The sequence below is a fragment of the Micromonospora sp. DT229 genome (assembly GCF_049844505.1).
Lineage (GTDB): Bacteria > Actinomycetota > Actinomycetes > Mycobacteriales > Micromonosporaceae > Micromonospora.
The window spans coordinates 1-1742 of the sequence record NZ_JBNCLD010000047.1 but is presented as its reverse complement, the minus strand read 5'-3'; the positions used below and the strand labels follow the sequence as shown (position 1 = coordinate 1742).

The following is a 1742-nucleotide window of genomic DNA, read 5'->3' as shown; positions in this document are numbered from 1 at the left end:
TATTCCCGCAGGTCAACCAGCAAGGTAGCGTGAGATCAACTTATCGACCCTGTCCGTCAAGCCGGGTCAACCCCACGTTGCTCGGCCCCCACAACAGGTCCCAGCTTGTCGTCTCCCCGGTATGCGCGGCGATCCGCGCCGCCTCGTCGAGGTGATCCTCGGCGGCAGACTGATCCTTCATGCCGGCAAGGTGATGCGCGCGGGCCAGGTGCAGGAACCCGAGCACATCCAGCGCGGTGTCCGCACCACTGCCCTCCAGGTCCGCTCCGGCCCGATCGCAGTACGCCCGCGCGGGGCCGTACGCGCCGGTGTACGCCGACACCCGAGCCCGATTCGCCGCCGCCACCCCCACCGCAACCGGGTCGTCAAGCAGGTGCGCAGCCTCCGCACAACGCGCCGCCGCCAACCAGGCATGGGCCGAGTAACCCACGTTCAGCAACGAACCCATTGCCACCCCGTACACCGGCACCATCAACCGGTACGCCGCCCGCCGGTCGGTCACCCCGTGCAGGGCGGGAAGCAGATCCACCAGCCGGCGCAGGGCTCCGGCGTAGTCGCACCGGCCGTACAGATCCCGCACCAGCGACGACTCCCGGTCCACCTGCTCCACAGTGGCCGCTCCGACGACCGGCGGCCCATCGAACGGATACGCCATCATCGCCCGCCACACCCGCTCGGCGTCGATACGCGCACCATCAAGCTGCCGATCAGCCGGCGTATACAGCTGCCCGGTGAGGTCGAAAACCGAACACTCCAGGGCCGCAGCCAGATCAACCACCATGTACCGATCCGTACGCTGAACACCACGCTCGATCCGCGACCACGTCGTATGCGAGATACCCGCGCGACTCGCGGCATGCCGGATGCTCCAGCCACGCAACTCGCGCCGGGCCCGGATACGCTCGCCCACCGACGGGTCAGCAGGTATAGCTCGGCGAGGCACAAGCGATCCCTCTCGAACAACGACCAGATCCGGCAGGCAGCCAGCACGACAGTCAGCGACCACGCTGCCACCAAAGGTACCCCGACCGACAGTGCTTCACCGTCCGCCACCGGGTGACAGGCCCGAAGCCAAGCGCCTGTCCACGTCCAGGCCCGGGTCAGCCAGCTCCCTCGTCAGACCCCTGCGCACGCTATAGCGGATCGTGAGGTCGTCCTCGCCCTCGCAAAGAACGCAAAGCCGCGTTCTCATACCGATGTGCCTGCGTTGCCGCACGGTGTCGTCCGGTGTGGAGCAGTGTCGCTTGCCCGACACGGAGCGTGGGGTCGTAGCAATAGGGTATGCCCGGTGAACATCCTCAGCCAGATCGTGCCAGGCTTGCGGGACGCTCGCACTCCATTCGCAGTGGGGCTGATCTGGGCGATTACAGGCTGGCTCGCCATGTCGCTTCTTCCGAGATCCGTCATGGATGAACCGATCATCGCGGATGCTGTAGCGCAAATCAGGATGCTTCCGACGGAAGTTGCTATATCGGTAGCAGCATTTCTCATCTACATCTCGGGAATATTGCTCAATGCGGCACTGAGAGCTGTGCGGGTATTGGTCCTCGCTGCTCTGGGAATTGGCACAGCCAGCCTAATAGCGCTGGCAATTTTGGCACTTACGCGACTTCTCATCGTTTGCGTGGCGTGCGGGCTTATGATTGTGGCGGTTTGGGCTTTAGCGGCTCTTCGAACTTGAGCGGGGTTCGCGGCTGAGTCGACCCGGGAGTGAAGGGCTCGCAGCCCGTCGGTGATCATCT

1 protein-coding gene and 1 pseudogene are annotated in these 1742 nt (G+C 64.8%); one reads left to right on the top strand and one right to left on the bottom strand.

Annotated features, from left to right (window positions below):
• Nucleotides 1–58 precede the first annotated feature (58 nt).
• Nucleotides 59–910, bottom strand: a pseudogene (locus tag ACLQ2T_RS29205) (helix-turn-helix domain-containing protein); the annotation flags it as partial.
• 378 nt (nucleotides 911–1288) lie between these two features.
• Between ACLQ2T_RS29205 and ACLQ2T_RS29200 the strand changes: the two are divergent.
• Complete coding sequence (locus ACLQ2T_RS29200; protein ID WP_425769568.1) at nucleotides 1289–1681, top strand: hypothetical protein; 393 nt, start codon at nucleotides 1289–1291, stop codon at nucleotides 1679–1681.
• The last annotated feature ends 61 nt before the right edge of the window (nucleotides 1682–1742 follow it).